We start from the raw sequence: 21,188 nt of genomic DNA, 5'->3' as shown, positions 1-21,188 counted from the left end.
CAATTGCACAAATGAAAATCTAAAGATTTCATCCATGCAATTGTGAATTTTATATATGTAATATTGTACTTAGATTATAAAATACACTCTTTTTTCTCTAATAAATCAAATAAGATTGAATGATTTAATGAATAATCAACTGCTAAGTCAATTAAATGTAAACCATCAGAATTTACACAATCATTTAATGTTTTTTCAAATTCTTCACAAGAAGAAGGTCTGTATCCTTTTGCACCATATGCTTCTGCATATTTAACAAAATCAGGGTTTCCTAAATCTAATCCAAATGTTTCAAATCCCATTCCTGTTTGTTTCCATTTAATCATTCCGTATGCATTATCATTTAAAATAATAACAGTTAAGTTAAGTTTTAATCTGATTGCAGTTTCCATTTCTTGTGAGTTCATCATAAATCCACCATCACCACAAACAGCAACAACTTTTTTATCAGGATGAACCATTTTAGCTGCCATTGCAGAAGGAAGTCCAGCACCCATAGTTGCAAGTGCATTATCTAATAATAAAGTATTAGGTTTAGCACAATCATAGTTTCTTGCAAACCAGATTTTATATACTCCATTATCTAAAGTAAGAATATCATCATCTGCTAATTGTTTTCTAATAGTATTTACAGCTCTTTGAGGTAAGATTGGAAATCTTGTATCTTCAAAGTATTTAGAAGTATGTGTTCTTACTTCTTTAACTACTCTTTTAAAATAATCAAATTCCCAAGTGTTTTGGTTTGTAATTGCTTCAGTTAAAGAAGTAACATTTGAAGCAATATCTCCAATTACATCTAATTGTGGGAAGTAAGTATCATCAACTTCTGATGGAAAAAAGTTTAAGTGGATAACTTTAGTTGAATTTTCATCATTTTCCATGAAAAATGGTGGTTTTTCAATTACATCATGACCAACATTAATAATTAAATCAGCTCGATCAATTGCACAATGAATAAAATCATTTGCACTTAAAGCAGCCGTTCCTAAACATAATTCATGACCATCATCAATTACACCTTTACCCATTTGAGTAGAGAAAAAAGGAATTCCAGTAGAATTAACAAAGTTTTTTAAAGCATCACCAATTCGTGTTCTATTAGCTCCTGCTCCTACAAGCAATAAAGGCATTTTAGCATTTTCAATCATTTTAACAGCATCTTCGATTGATGTTTCATCTGCTTTTGGATATCGTACAGGATTAACAGCATAAATATTATCATCACACTCTTCAGCCGCAATATCTTCAGGTAATTCAATATGAACAGCTCCAGGTCTCTCAGCAGTAGCAATTTTAAAAGCTTCTCTTACCATAGATGGAATATTATTTCCATTTACAACTTGTTTAGCATATTTAGTAACAGGTTTCATTAAATTAACAATGTCAATAATTTGAAATCTACCTTGTTTAGATTTTTTAATAGGTTTTTGACCCGTAATCATTAGGATTGGCATACCACCTAATTGTGCATAAGCAGCAGATGTTATAAAGTTAGTAGCTCCAGGGCCAAGTGTTGCTAAACAAACACCGACTTTACCAGTAAGTCTACCGTAAGTTGCGGCCATAAAACCAGCACCTTGTTCATGTCTTGTTAATATTAGTTTAATATTTGAATCTTTCATAGAGTCAAGAAAATCAAGATTTTCTTCTCCAGGAATTCCAAATATATATTCTACACCTTCGTTTTCTAAAGCTTTTACAAATAGAGCTGATGCTTTCATGTTATCTCCGAGTTAATTTATTTAAATTCCCACATTTTCTCACAATTTGTGTTAAATCAATATAAAAATAAAATAATACTTCCTAAGTCTAATTAGAAGTAAATTTACTGTTTACTTTTTACACAGTTGTGTAAAAAAAATGTCCTTAAAAATCTTGTTTGTTAGTAGTATTTGTTTGAGAATGTTTAAGAGGGCGAAAAATGTAACAATTATTCCTTTATTGTTACATTTTGTTTGTTTATTTTTGTACTTCTAATAATGCCTGTCCTAGAGCTGTAATGGTTCGTACTGTTCTAACCCCTGCATTTTCTAGGGCTCTGTATTTATCTTCTGCACTTCCAGCACTTCCATCAATAATAGCACCTGCATGGCCCATTCTTTTTCCTCTAGGTGCTGTTACTCCTGCAATATAAGATACAACAGGTTTTGTAATATGAGACTTGATATATTCAGCAGCTGCTTCTTCTTTAGCTCCACCTATTTCACCAATTAAAATAATAGATTTGGTTTGTTCATCTTCTTCAAAAAGTTTTAAGATATCAATAAAATCACTGCCAGGAACAGAATCGCCCCCAATACCTACACAAGTAGATTGCCCCAGTCCAACTTTTGTTGATTGGTAAACTGCTTCATAAGTAAGTGTTCCTGAGCGTGAAATAATTCCAACGGAACCTTTTTGATGAATATTAGCAGGCATAATTCCCATTTTACATTCATCAGGGGTAATAATACCAGGACAATTTGGTCCAATTAAACGTGCTCCATTTAAATCAATGGCTGCTTTTATGTTTAACATATCAATAGTAGGAATTCCTTCTGTTATACATACTATTGTTTCAATTCCATTTTCAGCGGCTTCTATGATTGCATCTTTACAAAAAGGTGCGGGAACATATATAATTGAAGCATTTGCACCTGTAAGTCTTTTTGCACACTCAACGGTATTATAAATAGGTATACCTAAGTGTTTTTGACCACGCTTTCCTGGAACTACACCTGAAACAATATTTGTTCCATAATCAAGTGCGTTTTTTGAATGGAAACTTGCTTGTGCTCCTGTAAATCCTTGAACAATTACGCGTGTATTTTTATTAATTAAAATAGCCATTACTTTAATCCTTGTGTTAATTCAATGATTTTTTTACTGGCTTTATCTAAATCATTTTCTTCATAAATATTCAATTTTGAGGCTTTAATTAAATCTAAACCTTCTTTTGCATTGGTACCTTCTAATCTTACAACAATAGGAACAGATATATCCATAGCTTTTGTAGCTTCTATAATTCCAGAAGCAATAATATCACAACGTACAATTCCTCCAAAAATATTAATTAAAATACCATTGACTTTTTTATCACTTAAAATAATCTCAAAAGCTTCAATAACACGTTTTTCATTAACACTTCCACCTACATCTAAGAAGTTAGCAGGTTCTCCTCCATAAGTTTTAATTAAATCCATAGTGGCCATAGCTAATCCAGCACCATTTACCATACAAGCAATATTACCATCTAAAGATATATAATTTAAATCCAGTTTTGAAGCTTTTAATTCTCTTTCATCTTCTTGAGAGTCGTCTCTGCTTTCATTCATTTTTTCTTGTCTGTATAAAGCAGAATCATCTACTTGTATTTTTGCATCTAAACAAATTAAATACCCTTGTTTTGTAACAACAAGTGGATTTACTTCAACAAGTGAGAGGTCATTTTCTACAAACATTTTGTAGGTTTTTTGCATTAAATCTATCATTTGAGAAGAAAGTGTTTTATCCAAATTTAAATCTTCACAAATTTGTCTACATTGAGCAGGCATAATTCCTACTACTGGGTTGATAGTATTTTTTAGGATTTTTTCCGGAGTATTTTTAGCTACTTCTTCAATTTCAATTCCACCTTGCGAAGAAGTTATAATCATAATTCTTGAGCTTGTTCTATCAACTATAAAAGCCAAATAAATTTGTTGAAGTATTTCACATGGTTCTTCAATATAAATAGAATTAACACTCTGTCCTTCGCTTGATGTTTGATGCGTTACTAGTTTAGAACCAAGTAAACGTCTTACTTCTTTGTTCGCTTCTGCTTTTGAATCTACTATTACCACACCACCTGCTTTTCCTCTTCCTCCTGCATGAACTTGGGCTTTTATAACCCACTTGTCTTTTCCAATGGTATTTAAAATATTATCCAATTGGCTTGGATGAGTTAATAGTTTTCCTTTGGTTGTAGGAATGTCATATTTTCTATAAAGGTTTTTGGCTTGGTATTCATGTAAATTCATTTTGTCTCCTAAAATAATTTGTAGAATAACAAAATTATGATTAAGTGTGCGTAAATCTTTTAATGGGAATTTATTTTTTCTTTAAATAGATTTTTTTTAATTTCTCATATTGGGAGAAAAAATGATCAAGTTCTCTGAAATCGTCTTTTGATAAAGAAGGCAGTAATTGTACCGTTATTGAATCAGAAATTCTTGACTTATCTAAAATATTTGTAATATTTCTTGCTAATTGAAAAAGATTATTTTTTTCACTTTTTGTTAAGGATTTATGAGTAAATGCGATATATGTGCTAAAAATATTTTTTGATTTATGTAAAATCTTTATTTTTCTTTTTAATTGTGGATTGAGTTCTATTGCGCTTTCATATACTTCTTTTTTAAGAACAGCAAGATAGTTTTTATTAAAAAAAACCTTATTGCTTAGTTTATTAAATTTTGTAGTGTATATATATTCAAATTTTTTTTGTATTTTTTTTGTTTTAGAATATTTTAAATAATCAAACCATAAAAGTGAATTCATATAACCCGCATGACTAATTATTGAGTATGTTTCTTTACTATTAAATATATCACTTGTATTAGCCGTATTATTTGCAATTAAATAATATTGTTGGTATTTACTTTTTCCAAATTGTAAGTGCCATTTTGTATCAAAATCATCTAGGATTTTATTTTTATTTTTAAAATAAAAATAACTTCTAAGTAATATTACTTTTAATCTATTTTCTTTAAAATCTTTTAAAATTTTTTCAGGGGAATAATAGGATTTGATAGAAATATTAATCTTCTCATTATTTTTGTTAATAGACTTTTCGACAACACTGGTAATAAATTTAATATTTTTAATATTTACTTTTTCTTCTACATATAAGCCAACATTGATTTTGTCAATTGCGTATAAATGTATGGATAAGATAAAAAATAAAAAAATTAATTTCATAATTAGCCTAAATAACAAAAGTCACGATATATAATTATTATATGCAAGATAAGATTAAAATTAATACATTATTTAAGTGTTATTTTTTTTCTTAAGATAGTCATTAAATAAATACAATCTTAAGTCAAATTCTACTTGTGCGTAGTTATTTAACATATGATGGCATAATTTGTAAAAAGCCTTATTATGTTCTTTTTCTTTTAAATGGGCTAGTTCATGAACGACAATCATTTCAAGAAACTCTTTCGGAGCATCTTTAAAAATATGAGAAATACGAATTTCATTTTTTGCTTTTAATTTGTTGCCTTGAACGCGCGAAATAAAAGTATGTAAACCTAAGGCATTATTAATAACATTAATTTTTGAATCAAAAAGAACCTTATGTAAGTTATACTTTTTAAAATACATGCTTTTAAGTTTACTAACATAGGTATACAGTGCTTTATCTGAAGTGATTTGATGTTGTGCTTTATATTTATTTTTTAAATATTTATCCAATTGATTGTTTTTGATTAAGGTATTAACATCATCAATTATGTTTTGTGGGTAATGTTGTAGAAAGTTATTGATCTTTTTTCCCTTGTATCTTGTTGTACTTTTTATTAAAACCTTCCAATGTATTAAGAATAGAACATTTTTTAGTTTATACAATGTATATGCTACCTCAGAGGATATGTATTCCTAAGCAGTAATATACTTAAGTATACTATATTATTTGGAATACAAAGTTTAATATGAATCCTTGTAAACTAATTATTAAATTGAAATAAGGTATAAAATGACAATAGTGATTGCACCTGATTCTTATAAAGAAAGCTTAAGTTCTATAGAAGTAGCTAGAAGTATAAAAAAAGGTTTTTTAAGTATTTTTCCTGAAGCCACTTATGTATTAGCGCCTTTAGGGGATGGAGGTGAGGGTACTGTTTCTTCTATGGTATATTCAGAAAATGGCACTATAGTTAAAACAAGGGTGCAAAATGCCTTAGGAGAAAAAATTGACTCCTTTTATGGTTTAATCAATGATAAGAATACAGCTGTAATAGAAATGGCTGCAGCAAGTGGTTTAGAACAGATAAAAGAAGAAGACCGTGATATTATGAACAGTTCTACCTATGGTTTTGGAGAACTTATATTGCATGCAATACATAAGGGTGCAAAACATCTCATTTTGTGTTTAGGCGGATCTGCCACTAATGATGCAGGAATAGGAATGTTAAACGCTTTGGGTGTGAAATTTTATGATAAAAATAAGCTAGAAATAAGAAGTAATTCCAAAAATGTATCTAAAATCATTGCGTTTGATGCAAGTGCTTTAATTAAAACGTTTAAAAATATTACTATAGAAGTGGCTTGTGATGTTCAAAATCCTTTATATGGAGAACATGGTGCTTCTTATATATTTGCAAAACAAAAAGGTGCAAGTGAAGAAGACATTAAAATACTAGATTCTGGTTTAGAATCTTTTGCAGTACTGTGTGCAAGAATATTTAAAAAAGACTATTCAAAATGTGAAGGAGCAGGGGCTGCTGGAGGTTTAGGTTTTGCACTTCTTGCTTTTTTAGAAGCACCTTTAGTCTCTGGTATTGATTTGGTTCTTGAACATTTAAGCCTTGAAGATAAAATTAAAAATGCCACCTTATTAATTACAGGAGAAGGCAAAATTGATAAACAAACCTTAGATGGGAAAACAATTATGGGTCTTGCTAAACTAAGTTCTAAACACAAGATTAAAACAATAGTAATTGCAGGCTGTTTAGGTGAAGGTTATGAACTAATACTTAAAAAAGGCGTAGATATTGTATTTGATTGTACCCCCATTAATTCAAGTTTTTCTCTTTTAAAACAAAATGCAAAATACAATTTAGAGCAGACATCTAATAGTATTGCTAAGTGTTTAAAAATGAACTTAGGTTAATCTTGACTAAATTACGTGTAGCTAATGTCTACACTTAGGAAATTAAATCTCCTAAAATTCTACATTTAAAGCATTTGAATAATATAATTCCTAATAAATATATATAAAATAAGACACTTTTTTTTAAATGCACTATAGTAAATATAAATGTTTTTAAAAGGAAGTTAATAGTGGAGCAAAAATGAGCAAAGAATTATCAAAACTAGAAATACTAAAAGCTTCTAGAAACCCTTTACATGTAGTACAAGATATGTTTGAAGAAGCCAAAGGTGGAACGCCTTTAAGTGAGGAGCATATTGGATTATTAAAGTGGTATGGAATGTATCCACACATTAATAATGATGAAACAGAAGATAAAAAATATTTCATGAAACGTGTTAAATTAGTTGATACTACTATGAATTTAGAACAATTAGGCGTTATGGCAAAAATAGGTCAAGAATATGCACAAGGTTTGGTTGATTTTACAACAAGACAAAATATTCAGTTTCATTTTATTCAAATCAAAGATATTCCTAAAATTTTCGAACTCTTAGACAGTGTTAATTTAACCTCAAGAATGGCATCAGGTGATGGTCCCAGACCAATTATGTCCTGTCCCGTAGCAGGAATTGATAAAAAGGAAATTTTTGATGCCAGCCCCTTGGTTCGTTCAATTGATACGTACTTTGATAAAAATGATGATCAATTTTGCAATTTTCCAAGAAAATATAAAATAGGGGTATCTGGTTGCGCCTGTCACTGTCCAACACACGAAGTACAAGATATATCCTTTACAGCATTTAAAGATGAAAATGATGAGGTATTGTTTGATTTATGTGTAGGTGGAGGTTTATCCAAATCTAAGCAAATTGCATTTAGAGCCAATCGTTATGTAAAAGAATCACAAGTTCAAGAAATAGCAATTGTTTGTGCTGAAATTTTTAGAGAACATGGAAACAGAGCAAATCGTGGAAAAGCAAGAGTAAGACATCTTGTAAATGAATGGGGACTGGAAAAATTTGTAGCCAAAATTGAAGAAAAATTGGGTTATGCATTACAAGTTGGTGAAAAAGAACCTATAATTACTTCTTTTGAACACAGAAATCATTTTGGAATTAATAAAGCAAAACAAGAAGGTGAATCGTATATAGGTTTCGCTACAAATTCAGGTCGTGTTGCAGGGGAAGATTTTAAAGCCATGCATGAAATCTTAAGTAAATACAATGCAAAAGGTTTGGCGCTTACATCTACTCAGAACTTTGTTGTTTATGGTGTAAAAGATGAAGATGCTCAAGCCTTAGCAGATGAATTTGATGCTTTGGGTTATCCTTATAAACCAAGTCCTTTTAGAGCAAGATTAAATTCATGTACAGGAAACGAGTTTTGTAAATTTGGAATTACTGAAACAAAAGAGTTTTCAAAAAAGATATTAGTTGAACTTGAGAACAGATTCCCTAATTTTGATGAGAATATTACTATTGCAATTTCTGGTTGTGGAAATGCCTGTTCACACCCTCAAATTTCTGATATAGGTTTTACTGGCCTTAAGGTTAGAAATGATGAGGGTAAGAGAGTTGAAGGTTATGAAGTAATATTAGGTGGAAATTTAGAAGGTGAAAAACTCAGTCGTTTTGCACAAAAAATAGGGAAAAAAGTTGAAGCTTCAAAATTATTAGATTATATTAGTGATTTAATAAATGCCTACAAAGAAGATCCAAAAGAAAGTACATCCTTTAAAGATTATTTACATAAAGTATCTTTAGAAGCTTAGTTTAATTAAATTTTATTAAAGTGAGCGTCTTTTATGTGTGAGATACTCACTTTTTTAGAATATAAATACCTACTAGTACTACTGTAATTGATAGTGGAATAAAGATATTAAGTGATGATAAAAATACATTATATGTATTTACATCTTCAAAATAAAATAATGCATTGATTTTTGTATAAAGATAATTGCATAAAATAAAAACAAAGATTGATATAAGAACCAAGATTGTATTCTCTTTAAGCCTTGAAATATCTTTTATTTTAGAATTATTTTTTTCTTTTTCTATTAACATTAGATTTTTAATATAAAGAATATCTTGGTCAGAGAAATTTTTAATTTTTTGCACTGTTTTCCTTTAATAATATAGTTTATTATTAAAGCATTAAATAACTTTATAAATGATTAAAGTCTAGACAAAAAAGTGTTTTTTATGTAAAGTTTTTATATAATTAAATTATAAAAAGGACTAAAATGCCAGATGACGCGTATATTTATCTTAGTATTATGCTAATAATTAGCGTATTTTTCGCTTTTAAATTAAATAAAGACTAGGATTTTATTATAAAAGAAATAAGATACATACTATGCTAGATATTTCTAAAATTCAAGAGTTAGATTTTTTTAAAGACTTAAAACTTCTAGAATTAAAACTATTGAATAATCAAGGCTTATGCAATACAAATTATTTGTTATATAGTAAAAAAAAGACTTATCTTCTTAGAGAATTAAATACAAAAATTTCTATCAATAGAAAAAATGAATTTTTCCATCAAAATCTTGCCTATGAGAACAACCTTGCAGCAAAAGCATATTTCCTAAGTTCTAATGCTGATTTAATGCTCTGTGATTACATAGAAGGTGTGCATAAAGAGACCTTATCTAAAAAAGGCATGTCTTCATTGGTTCTGTGTTTAAGTACGCTTCACAGTATTAACTTAAGGTCCCAGCCAGTTGATTTACAAAATGAATATAAAAACTATAATAAAGAGTGTTTAAATAAAGAAACAATTAGTAAACTAGATTTTTATTTCTCTGCTATTAAGGATTATAGCAGTGAGTTGGTTTTTTGTCACAATGATTTAAACCAAGGCAATATATTATTTAATAAAGAGGTAAAACTAATTGATTGGGAATATTCTTGCCTGAACGATAAGTACTTTGATTTAGCGAATGTAATTATTGAATATGATTTTAATAAAAAAGAGGAAGAATCATTTTTAAAGCAGTATTTTAAAAATAAACAAAGCTGCAATAAAAATAAACTATATTTGTTTAAAATTCTATATTTAGCTTTGTCTCTTTTATGGTTTAATGCCTACAATCAAAAAAGTAAAAGAGATATATTTATAAAAAAAATATTATCTCTATTAAAGAATGAGTTTTAAGACTTTTTAAATGTCATCTCTTATTTTTTCCAAAGCACTTATTTTTTCTATATAGTTTTCTTTTTTATTTTTTACAAAAAGAATACTTTTTTCATTGATTTCTAAATATTGTTCTTTTGAATACTTAATTATTTTATAAAGATAGTTACGTTTTGATGTTAGAAAATCTTCGATTTTTTCAAATGCAAAATTGGCTTTTAGTTTGGTTAATATTTCATCTTCTCTTGGATGTGCTACGGTAAATTTTGTGGGTTCTTTTTCATATAAAATGACAGATTCTGCAATTTGCTGTTCAAAATGAGCAATAGTTGCCTGCGTTGTTTGTATATAAGAATACGATAAAGCTCCATTAAAGTATGCAAACTTTTTTCTTAAAGCAGAAATATTCTCTAAAATAGCTCGATGATAATTAACCAGAACATTTTCATATACTTTTGCAGCAAAATGTCTTGTCATAGAAAACTCTAAATCAGAAGCTATTTCTCTTTGTTTTCGTATTAACTCATAAGGTTCTTGCCATCTAGCCACATTGTGTTTTAAAATTCTGTAAACATTTCTATAGGCTTCGTCTGTATTAATCTCAATCTTTTTTAATTCTTTAATCGTTTTTTTAAACATTTTATCAATGGTTTGGTCATCATAAAATAAGTTTTTGTATACATTATTTGAATCAATATAGTAAGTATCATACTCAATTTTAAGAAAATTGTCTTTTGATAAAAAAGAAGTTTTTTCTTCATATCTGTGCGCTTTTACTGTTTTTATATTTTTGAATGTTTCATGAGATATTTTTTCCATAATTGTTTCTAAGGAGTTATAAATCCCAAAAAGTTCTTTAGAATACACCTTATAAATATTATCAAAAGCCACTAATATTTCATCAGAATCCTCTAAAATAGTAATAAGACTATCATATACACCAATAATAGTAGAGTATTCTTTAATTAAAATATCACAAATACCTTTTAAATCTTTTTTGATAGCAAATTCTTTATCTTCTTGCGCTTGTGGACGTATCGTATTTTCTATGAAATCCAATACTTCTTGAATATTAGAGTCTAATAGTTGTTGATTGTTAGTAGAAGCATCTGTATTTTCTATCTTAGCTACTGTTTCATGGTATTTTGAGAAAGATTCTTCAAAAAAATCTAAATCTTGTGTTTCATGATTTTTCAACTCGTCTTTAAAACTCTTAACAATTTTTTCATATTCATCTTGAATAAGAATTTCTTTTTGTGAAGCTCTTGATTCAAGTGCCATTTTCGCCGATATTGGTGTGACTTGTGCAAAATACTTAGAAAACTTTTTTTCTACATAAGCAGTAGTTGTTTCAATTTGTTCTTGGGTGAATTTGTCTTTTTGATTTAAGACACATAAAGATTTATTTTTAAAATTTTCCATGTATTCTTCAAGTACTTGGGACTCAGACATTTTTCCTGCATTATCTATTAGGGTTAACCAAATAATACCTCCCACATCTCTTAATACTTTCCTGGTTGTATCTGTATCACTTTGTGACTGTGAATTAAGTCCAGGAGTATCTACGAATGAGATTTCTTTTAAAATATCCATAGGTGCATAAAGAGTTAGATATTTGATGTTTTTCATTTCATCTTCTCTTTGATCGGTAAATTCAGCAATTTTATCAATACTTGCATATTCTTGTGCACCTGAATAATAGGTTATTTTTAGTTTGTATTCTTCTCCATAATTAATAAAATTCACTTTTGATGTTACAGGTGTGATTCCCGTTGGTAATATATTTCTTGATAATAACGCATTTAAAAAAGTTGATTTACCAGAAGAAAATTGCCCAGTAATAGCGACTTCCATGGGATATCTTGCCCGTCTTAATTGTTTATCTAAAATAGATTTTAATTGAACGGATGGTAAAAAAGTATCGTTTAATAAAGCAGCAGAGATTTTATTTATATCTCCTAATAGCCCCTCTTCATATACAATTTCTTTTTGGATATATTTGTCATTGTATTCAAGCACAAAAGAATTTAAGATACTCATATTTTTATTCCTTTAGAGATTGTTTCAAGTTTTTTTATTCTTTTATGAATATGTATTGTTTCTTCATCTTTATTTATTTCATTATTCTCAAAGGTTTTTAAAGATTTTTCTAAGGCTTGAACATCTTTATTTAAGCGTTCTTCAAATGTTTTAAGAGGTTCTACTAAAGCAGTAAAAAAATTCTCCATTAAAATAAGGGAAATTTCTTTCGCTTTATTTTTTATATTTTCTTCAATACTGCCAAATTCTTCTTTAATATAGGCTTCAATATTTCTGTCAAATTCATTGAGTTTACTTGCTTTTGTTTTTAACACTTCTTTTAAAATTTTTGTAATTAAGACTTCATTTGAAGCGGTTAAAAAACCACTTTTAAAATCATCCTGAAAAAAACCCATTGCATTAAAATTGTCATTTTTATGCCCCATTGAAAAACCATAATCTTGATATTTCTGTTCACAAACTTCGCCTATACTTTCTGATTTTTTGATAAACTTATATCTATAATCTCTAATAATATCTATGATTCCATCTTTGATTGCTGTTTGTATAATTACTTTTATTCGCTCTCCCAAAGGACGTTTTTTTGTTTTCTCAAAAGAATATTTTACATCAGAGAATACACGTTGTTTTATTATTTTTTGCAGATCCAAAAGTTCATTACTTAAAAAAGTTTCTAAAGTTTGAATATATGTTTTTGCATCATTTTTATATCCAAGAATATCAGAATTCATATTTTTAAATACAAGTTCATTTTTTAGTTTCGTTTTATTAAAATCATGTAAATCATTCTGTAATTCTTCTTTTGATTTTCCAAGTAAGATAAGTTCGTAATTAAAAGATTTGATTTCTTTATCAATTGTTTTTAAGAGTTTATTTTTAACACTTCTTATTATTAGTTCAGATTTTGATGAACCTGTTCCAAATAAGGTTTCATGCAAGTATTCTTCAATTTCTAAAATACCTGTTTGTTCTAATTCATAACCTGCATCTCTAGCTTCTTGTGCTCTTCCTGTTCTGTGTAAAAGTGCCATTTTCCCAGAAATAGGAATAAACTGTATGCTTTTTAAAATATAATCTAAAGATGAATCTTTATTTTGTTTGCTAAGTTGTGCTTTAATGGATTTTTTTGTATAAGATATTACTTCATCCAACTCTTTTTTAGAAACGGTATCTGCTCTTGTAATTACAATTAATAGTTTACTAACGTTTTGGTATAACAAAGCATCAATTATAAATTCAACATCTTTTAGCGTTGCACTTTGGCTTACATTCATTAAATGAAGCATTAAATCACAAGTACTTAAATATTCTTTTGTTATTTCTTCTCGCTGTATTACTGGATCATCAAGTCCTGGGGTATCAACTATTTCAATACCATCTTTTAAAAAATTTAAATCTGATTTTAATTCTACATATTTTACCAAATTACATTTTTTACCTGATGCTTCTGCTGACGTATAAGCAGCCAGATTATGGATGTCTACATTTTCACAAAAAGATTCTTCTTTAATAATATTATGAAGTTTATCTCCAAATATTTTATGTGTTTCATTTATAAAATCTTTGATTGAGGCAATTTCTTGTGCACTTTTTTCAATTTTTGCCCATTCTTTTTTATTCCAATAAAAAACTTTTGCGCTGGGTTTACCATATTTTACAATAGTTAAGTTTGCAGTTTCAGGAACTACGGCTGAACCTAGAATTTCTTGTCCCATTAATGCATTTAACATAGTCGATTTTCCAGCATTCATAACACCAGTAATTCCAATTGAAAATTTTTGATTGTTTAAATATGTGAATGAATCTGTAAGTTCATTTTTTAAGTCTTTTGAAGAAAATACATCATTTAGTTCTGTAATTAAATCTTCTATAAGTATTTTATTATCTTGGAAAGAGAGATTTTCTTCAATAATAATATCATCACTTACATCTATTTCATCACAAACACCCAATTCTTCTGGGTCAAATAAAGAGATAAGTTTATTATAATTGGCTTCATTAATGATTTTTTCATTTTTTAAATATTCAAAAGCAGAATGCAGTTTATCAATATGCTCCTTTTGTGTATCATTTTGTATGCTTTGTAATAAACAATACTGGCACTGGTGTAAATCATCTAAAGATTTTATTTCACGTCTTGTAATTAAGGAAAGAAGTGTTTTAAAACTATCCAATTGTATGAATTTTTCATAGTCTTTTCTATTGGCGCTTAAAATAAGTGCAGAAATATCAAAAAAATCTTCTGTATTTTTATAATCAGCAGTTTCGTAGGTACTTGTTTGTTCTATGTTTTTCCCATGGTATAATAAAAAGTAGTCATTACTTAAGCCCATTTGTTCTCCATAATCTTTTGATTTTATTATTGTATCTTATATCTTATATCTTATATCTTTAATATATAAATAAAAAAAGTTAATTACCTTAAAGATAATTAACTTTTTTTATTTTTGGCTAATGGTAGGTTTCCCTACCACTTTTATCTTAGTGCTACTAATCTTCTTCGTAAATAAGCAATTTTACTTTGTAATGGTAAATGTTTTGGACAGTGATCTTCACATGCCATTAAAGACATACAACCAAAGATTCCATCATCATCACCAATTAATTCGTAAAAATCTTCTGCTGTTCTATTATCATGAGGATCAACTTCAAAACGTGCTACTCTATTAAGCCCAACCGCCCCAATAAAATCAGGTCTCATTAGTTTTGTACCACAAGATGCAACACAAATTCCACACTCAATACATCTATCAAGTTCAAATACTTCATCTGCAACTTCAGGTTCAATGCGCTCTTCAATTTTTGAAATATCAGTTTCTTTGTTGGTTACTATCCATGATTGTACTTTAACACTCATAGCATCCATCCATTTTCCAGTATTAACAGATAAATCTTTGATCAATTCAAAAGCAGGCATAGGCATTACTTGTAATTTTCCTGTAGGGTAATTAGCAATTAATGTTCTACAACCAAGTACAGGTTTTCCATTTACAATCATTCCACAAGAACCACAAATTCCTGCACGACATACAAAGTCAAATGATAAATCAGGATCATACTCTTCTCTTATTTTCATCAAAGCAATAAAAAGTGTCATTCCTGGTGTTTCTTCTAAAACATAATCCACAAAGCCTGGTTTAGAACTTTTTGCTCGGGGATTAAACTTTAGTACGGAAATAGTTATTTCTCTACCTTTTGCAATACTCATTATAAATCTCCTACTCTTTCATTTAACAGTCTATAGTTCATCGGTAAATCAAATGGCATCAAAGCATCTTGTATTTCGTGCCTGTCTTTACCTTCTGCTTCAAGTTTTTCAACAATTTCATCTACTTCTTCTTGTCTGACTGCTGATAATTCATTTTCAATAATCATACCCTTAGCTCCATATCCTCTAAAACCTGGAGGTAATTCCATACTCATAATATCAATTTTTTCATAAGTAAGAGTGGGTTTAGTATCATTTTTATTTGGCCATGTGGTAATAGATCTGTTTAACCACTTTTCATCATCTCTTTTTAAGAAATCTTCTCTGTAATGTGCACCTCTTGACTCTGTTCGTGCCAGTGCTCCATGAGCTGCACAAAGAGCAAGTTTTAACATTCTAGGAACTCTATAAGCTTCTTCAAGCTCTGGGTTTCCTATTCTTTCTTTAGAAGTAATATTAATGTGTTTTGTTTTAACTAATAATTCTTCTAATTCTGTTACTGCTTCTTGTAACCTTACACCATCTCTAAAAATTCCTACTTTATTATCCATAAGATTTTGCATAGTATTTTTTATTTTAAAAATATTTTCAGGCCCATCGTAAGCTATAATCTCATTTAAATACTCATCTTGTTCGTCAAGAAATTTTTGTACAGTTGCTGTTTTAATTTCAATATCATTGTTTATACAATAATCCGCAAAATAATTTCCAACAATCATTCCAGCAACAACTGTTTCAGATACTGAATTTCCTCCAAGACGGTTAAATCCATGCATATCCCAACAAGCAGCTTCTCCACAAGAAAATAAACCGTTTAGCGTTTGAGATTCTCCTGTTTTTTTAGTACGAATTCCACCCATAGAATAATGTTGCATAGGAAGTACCGGTGCCCATCCTTTTTTACCTTCATCTGCTGGATCAATACCATTAAATATTTGACAGATTTCTTGTACATCTCTTAAGTTTTTTTCAATATGTGCTCGGCCCAATATAGAAATATCTAACCAAAGATGATCTCCATATGGTGAAGGTGCACCTTTCCCATTTCTAATGTGTTCAATCATTCTTCTTGATACAACATCTCTTGAAGCAAGCTCTTTTTTCTCAGGCTCATAATCTGGCATAAATCTGTGACCATCTACATCTCTTAAGATTCCACCATCTCCTCTACACCCTTCTGTTAATAAAATACCTGAAGGAACAATAGGTGTTGGGTGAAATTGAATAGCTTCCATATTTCCTAATGTTGCTATTCCCGTTTCTAAAGCAATGGCTTGCCCAGTACCTTCACAAATTACTGCATTAGTTGTTTGTTTAAAGATTCTTCCATATCCACCAGTAGAAATACATGTTGCTTTTGAAACATAAGCTTCTAATTCACCCGTTATTAAATCTCGTACAATCGCTCCATAACATCTTCCATTATCATGAATTAATGAAATAGTTTCTTTTCTGTCTCTGATATCTACATCTGCTTTTAAGGCTTCATTAGCAACAGAAAATAACATAGTATGCCCTGTAGCATCAGCTGTATAACATGTTCTCCATTTTTTAGTTCCACCAAAATCTCTTGATGTAATAAGTCCATGTCTGTCTGCATTTTCTGTAATAGTCGTTTTTTTAGCATTAATTACTGCTTCTCGATCGCCTTCTTTAACTCTAGACCATGGAACTCCCCAAGCTGCAAGTTCTCTAATAGCTTTTGGTGCAGTATGTACAAACATTCTTGCTACTTCTTGATCACATCCCCAATCTGAACCTTTTACAGTATCAGAGAAGTGTAAGTCTTCATTATCCCCATCTGCCATTTTAGAGTTACCTAAAGAAGCTTGCATACCACCTTGAGCAGCAGCACTGTGTGATCGTTTAACAGGTACTAATGATAAAACAATTGCATTTAGCCCTTTTTTCTGTGCAGCAACACTGACTCTTAAACCAGCAAGTCCTCCACCAATGATGAGCGCATCACAGTAAATTATTTTCATTATGCAAGCCTTTTATTTGTAGTTGTATATTCTATTATTTGTGCACTAGGTACATATCTTTCACCTTTATTAGGTGCATGATCATAACCAATTTTCATATAAGCAGCTAGGGTTATAAAACCTAATACTAAGAAGAATACAGTCAATATTTTTTTAATCTTTTTAAGTTTAATTCTTGTTGCACGTGGGTCAGTTCCATCAAACCATCCCCACTTGATACAGAGTCTGTATAAACCAATTGTTCCATGGAATTCAACAGCTAATAATAAAAGAATATATAAAGGCCACATCCATTCAGACCAAATTCTATCAGCAGATGCATAAGGTCCAATTTTGTCGGAGTTAGTCATTATAATAAATAAATGAATAGAACCTAAGAAGAACATAGAAAAACCAGTAAAGGCTTGTGTAAACCATAATTTTGTATCTTCATGATCCATGTGATTAGCATGTGCTTTCATCACTTGGTATTGTTTAAAGTTAGCTGGAAGTTTTCTCATTCCTAAAGCTGCATGGGTAATAAATATTGCAAATATTACAATAGCAGTTGCCGAAACCAATAAAGGACTTCCGCCATCAATTATAAAACTGGCTTCCAATAACTTTGTTATTTGATACATAAAATCTTTTGAAATTAAAATTGAAGAGACAAGTAACATGTGTCCCCACATAAATAAACCAAGAATTAGTCCTGTAGCACTTTGTAGATAATCAAGTTTAGCAGGGGTTCTACTCTTTTTTCTTTCAACGGTTACACCTATATAGCCTTCTATTAGGTCACTCATTTGACATCCTTTCTTTTATATGAAAATTGTTTGCAAGCAACATTATATCTCAAAAGTGCTTTTATAACAGCATTGTTAGATGTACAATATTTTTACAGTTCATGTACAGTTCTTGTACGGTATTAGATTTAAAACCCAAATTAATGGGCTTTAAAATGAGAGTAAAAGTCACTATTATGTAAATTGTTATGCAAGGACTGTTACCTTACAACACAGTATTACTTTAAGAATAATGACTCAACTGCAATTTTTGAAATATCTATAATTGCATCAATATTTGGTACGGGAATAAAAAATACAATAGCAGAACCAATTCCACCCCAAACAACTAAAGCAGCAATAAAAGCTACTGCATAAGTGGAAACTCTTTTATCATTAAAACCTTCTATTTCACAGGTTAATGCTGCTGGGTAAAAGTACATCATAGCTATTAATCTAAAGTAATAATATATTGAAACAATGGTTGCAACAATAGCCAGGACTGTAAGTGCTGTGTATCCTGCGTTTATAGTTTCCGTAAAAACGTAAAACTTACCAATAAATCCAATAGTTGAAGGAATTCCTGCAAGTGAGAATAAGAAAATAGTCATCATTGCTGCTAAAAATGGACGCTCGTGAGCAAGACCTTTAAAATCAGCAAAAGTAACTCTTACTTTTGTTTCTGAAATAATATGAGAAATTAAACCAAAAGCACCTACTGCTGAGAGTAAATAAGCAATTAAATAAAACATAGTTGCATATGCAGAAGCAATATTTTGTCCCAATGATAAAAAGGCCATTAACATATACCCTGTATGTACAATAGAAGAAGCTGCAAGCATTCTTTTAATAATAGTTTGAGTAACTGCTAACCAGGTACCAAAGATTAAAGTAACTACAGCTAGTACATAAATGATATTGTCCCAATAATCTTGAAGAGGTGCAAAATCACTGATGAAAACTCTCATAAATAAAGAGAATATGGCAATTTTAAATACGGATGCCATATACGCAGTAATAAGCATAGGTGCACCTCTGTATACATCAAGAACCCAAGATTGGAAAGGAAAAGAAGCAATTTTGAAGAGAAAAGTAAATAATAATAAAGTGATACCAATATATACAAGGTCTAAATTATTCCCTTCTGTTGCAATAAATTCACCAATTTGAGTAAAGTTAGTAGTTCCTGTTGCTCCATAAATTAATACTGTACCTAATAGATAAAAAGCACCAATAAAAGAACCTAGTACTAAGTATTTAAATATCGCTTCAACTCTTTTTGAGTCTTCTGTATTAAATCCAACCATAATATAAACAGAAAAAGATGCAATTTCTAAAGCAATATACGCAGTAATTAATTCATTTGCATTTGCTAATATCATCATTCCAAATAATGCAAATAATAAAATAGCGAAAAACTCACCCTTAAAATAAGTCTTAGCTTGGAAATAATGCTCGCCAATTAAAATAGTGAATAAGGTTCCCCCAATTAATAATACGTGGAAAAAATCTGAAAAACTATCAAAAATCAAAACATCATTAAAGATGTGATTAAAAGGTCTTGATGTATATAAGTTTCCAAAAGGAACAAAAGAATTTCCTAGAGCAACTATTAAAAACAAACTTGAAACAATTAAAAAATGTTTCGTTTTTAGTGTTTCGTTCAAAGACATAAACATCAAAGTAAGGGCACCAACTAAGATAGTAATTGCTGGTATAAATGGTATTAAATCTTCCATTATTTCACTTCTCCTATTTTTAATATATCATCTAAAAAGTATGTTACTGTTGGTTCAAACTTATCAATAAATAAATCTGGTGCAATTCCCATTAAAAATACAAGTACAATCCATGGTGCAAAACCAATAATTTCTTTCATTTTTAAATCACTCATTTTTAAGGGCTCACCCACTCTGTCTTGTAATATTGCTCGCTGAAACATCCATAACATATAAGAAGCCCCAATAACAACAGTAAAACCTGCTATATAACCTAAGGTATGATTAAATTCATAAATTCCAAAGATAATTAATAACTCAGCAACAAAACCATTTGTTCCTGGTAATCCAACATTTGCAAATAACATAATGGCAAATACAAAGGTTAAAATAGGGGCTTGTTTTGCAAGTCCTCCTAAATCTGATATTGTTTTATATCCTGTTTTATAGTGAATTAATCCTACTAATAAAAACAAGGCTCCTGTTGCCATTGCATGTGCAATCATTAAGTATAAAGCTCCATTAATCCCGTAAGAATTTAATGAAAATATTCCTGCTGCAATAAAAGAAAGGTGAGATGCAGATGAATACGCAAACATTCTTTTCATATCATCTTGTTTTAATGCTGCGATTCCAAAATAAACGAGACCAAAAAGACCTAAACATACAAAATAGGTTGAGAACTCAACATAAATATCTGGAAATAATGGAATCATAAATCGTACAATTGCATACACTCCTAGTTTTGCCATAATGGAAGATAATAAAAATACAGCTCCAGTAGGAGCATTTTTATACGTATCCATAATCCAAGTATGTAAAGGAAATAAAGGAATCTTTATTCCAAATGCAATAACAAATGCAAAAAAACAATAAAGTCTTTCAGTATGACTTAGTGTTGTAATTTCTGTTAATTTATCGTATTGAAAAGACCATTCTCCAAACTCATTAAAATAAGCAACACCTAGGTACATAATGGCTAAAAACATTAATAAAGAACCACCCATAGTATAAACAGTAACTTTAATCGTTGTAAATACTTTATTTCCTGTTCCCATAATACCAATCATTAAAAAGACTGGTAATAACATAACTTCCCAGAAAAAATAAAACAATACAATATCTAAAGAAAGTAGGGTTCCTGTAACACCTGTTTGAACCAATAACATATTGATCCAGTATCCTTTTGTTCGTCCATCCCACAATAATAAATATGCAGTTGGAATTAAAATAGCAATCATCATTAAAATAGTTAATGAAAATCCATCTACTCCAATATAGTATCTAATACCATACTCTACAATCCAAGGGACATTGGTTACAAATTGCATTTGTGCTTGGGGCTCAAAACTAATGTATAGTTTTAAAACAAGCACTAAAATTGCTAAAGTAGATAAAAAAGCAATATTTCTTACTGCTTGTACGTTTTTTGTTGTTACCATTAAAGCAAATGCGGTAACAGCGGGAAGAAATATTATAAAAGTTAAAATATCAGCACTCATT

The 21,188-nt window shown here is 29.4% G+C and carries 16 protein-coding genes; 3 read left to right on the top strand and 13 right to left on the bottom strand.

Features of this window, described 5'->3' with window-relative positions; translation table 11 throughout:
• Positions 1 to 74: 74 nt before the first annotated feature.
• The 5 genes from HRT41_07525 to HRT41_07505 all read right to left on the bottom strand — a co-directional run bounded on the left by HRT41_07525 (position 75) and on the right by HRT41_07505 (position 5,508).
• A complete protein-coding gene (locus HRT41_07525) occupies positions 75 to 1,721 on the bottom strand; it encodes an acetolactate synthase large subunit (protein NQY23869.1) in 1,647 nt (548 codons plus the stop codon).
• Positions 1,722 to 1,959: 238 nt separating this feature from the next.
• Positions 1,960 to 2,829, bottom strand: coding sequence for a succinate--CoA ligase subunit alpha (gene sucD / locus HRT41_07520; protein NQY23868.1), 870 nt, complete (start codon positions 2,827 to 2,829; stop codon positions 1,960 to 1,962).
• A complete protein-coding gene (gene sucC / locus HRT41_07515) occupies positions 2,829 to 3,998 on the bottom strand; it encodes an ADP-forming succinate--CoA ligase subunit beta (protein NQY23867.1) in 1,170 nt (389 codons plus the stop codon). Before sucC ends, sucD begins: the two co-directional genes overlap by 1 nt.
• Positions 3,999 to 4,068: 70 nt before the next feature.
• The gene (locus tag HRT41_07510) at positions 4,069 to 4,938 is read right to left on the bottom strand and encodes a hypothetical protein (protein ID NQY23866.1); all 870 of its coding nucleotides are present in this window, start codon (positions 4,936 to 4,938) and stop codon (positions 4,069 to 4,071) included.
• 72 nt (positions 4,939 to 5,010) lie between these two features.
• Positions 5,011 to 5,508 carry a M48 family metallopeptidase gene (locus tag HRT41_07505; GenBank protein ID NQY23865.1) on the bottom strand — a complete coding sequence of 166 codons (498 nt, stop codon included), beginning with the start codon at positions 5,506 to 5,508 and terminating at the stop codon, positions 5,011 to 5,013.
• Between the two features lie 208 nt (positions 5,509 to 5,716).
• Here HRT41_07505 and HRT41_07500 point away from each other — a divergent pair, with 208 nt between their 5' ends.
• On the top strand, positions 5,717 to 6,853 hold the full coding sequence (locus tag HRT41_07500) for a glycerate kinase (GenBank protein NQY23864.1): 1,137 nt from the start codon (positions 5,717 to 5,719) through the stop codon (positions 6,851 to 6,853).
• 181 nt (positions 6,854 to 7,034) lie between these two features.
• Positions 7,035 to 8,606 (top strand): nitrite/sulfite reductase, encoded by a 1,572-nt coding sequence (locus HRT41_07495; protein NQY23863.1) that lies wholly within the window; start codon positions 7,035 to 7,037, stop codon positions 8,604 to 8,606.
• Between the two features lie 46 nt (positions 8,607 to 8,652).
• Here HRT41_07495 and HRT41_07490 read toward each other — a convergent pair whose 3' ends face one another.
• Complete coding sequence (locus HRT41_07490; GenBank protein NQY23862.1) at positions 8,653 to 8,952, bottom strand: hypothetical protein; 300 nt, start codon at positions 8,950 to 8,952, stop codon at positions 8,653 to 8,655.
• A 238-nt stretch (positions 8,953 to 9,190) separates the two neighbouring features.
• Between HRT41_07490 and HRT41_07485 the strand changes: the two genes are divergently transcribed.
• Positions 9,191 to 9,991 carry a phosphotransferase family protein gene (locus tag HRT41_07485; protein ID NQY23861.1) on the top strand — a complete coding sequence of 267 codons (801 nt, stop codon included), beginning with the start codon at positions 9,191 to 9,193 and terminating at the stop codon, positions 9,989 to 9,991.
• 6 nt (positions 9,992 to 9,997) lie between these two features.
• On the opposite strand, the gene HRT41_07480 is transcribed toward HRT41_07485, so the two are convergent.
• The 7 genes from HRT41_07480 to HRT41_07450 all read right to left on the bottom strand — a co-directional run bounded on the left by HRT41_07480 (position 9,998) and on the right by HRT41_07450 (position 21,187).
• Positions 9,998 to 12,010 (bottom strand): dynamin family protein, encoded by a 2,013-nt coding sequence (locus tag HRT41_07480; protein NQY23860.1) that lies wholly within the window; start codon positions 12,008 to 12,010, stop codon positions 9,998 to 10,000.
• The gene (locus HRT41_07475; protein ID NQY23859.1) at positions 12,007 to 14,343 is read right to left on the bottom strand and encodes a dynamin family protein; all 2,337 of its coding nucleotides are present in this window, start codon (positions 14,341 to 14,343) and stop codon (positions 12,007 to 12,009) included. Before HRT41_07475 ends, HRT41_07480 begins: the two co-directional genes overlap by 4 nt.
• A 143-nt stretch (positions 14,344 to 14,486) precedes the next feature.
• On the bottom strand, positions 14,487 to 15,218 hold the full coding sequence (locus HRT41_07470; protein ID NQY23858.1) for a fumarate reductase iron-sulfur subunit: 732 nt from the start codon (positions 15,216 to 15,218) through the stop codon (positions 14,487 to 14,489).
• The gene (locus HRT41_07465; protein ID NQY23857.1) at positions 15,218 to 17,203 is read right to left on the bottom strand and encodes a fumarate reductase flavoprotein subunit; all 1,986 of its coding nucleotides are present in this window, start codon (positions 17,201 to 17,203) and stop codon (positions 15,218 to 15,220) included. The genes HRT41_07470 and HRT41_07465 overlap by 1 nt, the downstream gene beginning before the upstream one ends.
• Positions 17,203 to 17,988, bottom strand: a complete 786-nt coding sequence (locus tag HRT41_07460) for a fumarate reductase cytochrome b subunit (protein ID NQY23856.1) — start codon at positions 17,986 to 17,988, stop codon at positions 17,203 to 17,205. The genes HRT41_07465 and HRT41_07460 overlap by 1 nt, the downstream gene beginning before the upstream one ends.
• A 218-nt stretch (positions 17,989 to 18,206) precedes the next feature.
• Positions 18,207 to 19,706 carry an NADH-quinone oxidoreductase subunit N gene (locus tag HRT41_07455; GenBank protein ID NQY23855.1) on the bottom strand — a complete coding sequence of 500 codons (1,500 nt, stop codon included), beginning with the start codon at positions 19,704 to 19,706 and terminating at the stop codon, positions 18,207 to 18,209.
• Positions 19,706 to 21,187 carry an NADH-quinone oxidoreductase subunit M gene (locus HRT41_07450; protein ID NQY23854.1) on the bottom strand — a complete coding sequence of 494 codons (1,482 nt, stop codon included), beginning with the start codon at positions 21,185 to 21,187 and terminating at the stop codon, positions 19,706 to 19,708. The genes HRT41_07455 and HRT41_07450 overlap by 1 nt, the downstream gene beginning before the upstream one ends.
• Between the last annotated feature and the right edge of the window lies 1 nt (position 21,188).

This window comes from Campylobacteraceae bacterium, from assembly GCA_013215945.1.
Classification (GTDB): domain Bacteria; phylum Campylobacterota; class Campylobacteria; order Campylobacterales; family Arcobacteraceae; genus NORP36.
The sequence above is the reverse complement of the archived record's forward strand: the minus strand, read 5'-3'. Positions and strand labels throughout refer to the sequence as shown.

Bases quoted from the DNA above. Each gene is read 5' to 3' on its own strand.
- HRT41_07465 (NQY23857.1), bottom strand. From the start codon at position 17,203: ATGAAAATAATTTACTGTGATGCGCTCATCATTGGTGGAGGACTTGCT.
- HRT41_07495 (NQY23863.1), top strand. From the start codon at position 7,035: ATGAGCAAAGAATTATCAAAACTAGAAATACTAAAAGCTTCTAGAAAC.
- HRT41_07525 (NQY23869.1), bottom strand. From the start codon at position 1,721: ATGAAAGCATCAGCTCTATTTGTAAAAGCTTTAGAAAACGAAGGTGTA.
- HRT41_07450 (NQY23854.1), bottom strand. From the start codon at position 21,187: ATGAGTGCTGATATTTTAACTTTTATAATATTTCTTCCCGCTGTTACC.
- HRT41_07510 (NQY23866.1), bottom strand. From the start codon at position 4,938: ATGAAATTAATTTTTTTATTTTTTATCTTATCCATACATTTATACGCA.
- HRT41_07475 (NQY23859.1), bottom strand. From the start codon at position 14,343: ATGGGCTTAAGTAATGACTACTTTTTATTATACCATGGGAAAAACATA.
- HRT41_07470 (NQY23858.1), bottom strand. From the start codon at position 15,218: ATGAGTATTGCAAAAGGTAGAGAAATAACTATTTCCGTACTAAAGTTT.
- HRT41_07500 (NQY23864.1), top strand. From the start codon at position 5,717: ATGACAATAGTGATTGCACCTGATTCTTATAAAGAAAGCTTAAGTTCT.
- sucD (NQY23868.1), bottom strand. From the start codon at position 2,829: ATGGCTATTTTAATTAATAAAAATACACGCGTAATTGTTCAAGGATTT.
- sucC (NQY23867.1), bottom strand. From the start codon at position 3,998: ATGAATTTACATGAATACCAAGCCAAAAACCTTTATAGAAAATATGAC.
- HRT41_07480 (NQY23860.1), bottom strand. From the start codon at position 12,010: ATGAGTATCTTAAATTCTTTTGTGCTTGAATACAATGACAAATATATC.
- HRT41_07485 (NQY23861.1), top strand. From the start codon at position 9,191: ATGCTAGATATTTCTAAAATTCAAGAGTTAGATTTTTTTAAAGACTTA.
- HRT41_07455 (NQY23855.1), bottom strand. From the start codon at position 19,706: ATGGAAGATTTAATACCATTTATACCAGCAATTACTATCTTAGTTGGT.
- HRT41_07460 (NQY23856.1), bottom strand. From the start codon at position 17,988: ATGAGTGACCTAATAGAAGGCTATATAGGTGTAACCGTTGAAAGAAAA.